This is a genomic window from Flavobacterium xizangense (assembly GCF_054075145.1).
Genome location: NZ_JBSIPG010000303.1, coordinates 1 through 240, shown reverse-complemented (window position 1 = coordinate 240; position 240 = coordinate 1). Strand labels below are relative to the sequence as shown.

Sequence of the window (240 nt, the reverse complement as noted above, 5' to 3'; positions counted from 1 at the left end):
TTACGACGGTCAGTTACTCGACGAATGTATCGTTTACCAATTCGTTGGGTTTGAATAACTAAGTCGCAGTTACCATTAACCACGTTGTAATATTTTTCTTTGAGCGCCGGTATTTCGTGTTCTGTGGTTCCTTCACCGGTAGTAACTGCTCGACTAATGTAAACCACATTCATATTCAACTGTTTTAATTCCGTTACCAGCCCAATCAACGCTGCATTAAACATGGCGTAACCTTTTCCA

The 240-nt window shown here is 40.8% G+C and carries 1 protein-coding gene; it reads right to left on the bottom strand.

From position 1 onward, the window contains the following. Positions 1-240, bottom strand: a 240-nt coding sequence (locus ACWA1B_RS23535; RefSeq protein WP_456911110.1) for an AAA family ATPase, incomplete at both ends; no start/stop codon positions are given.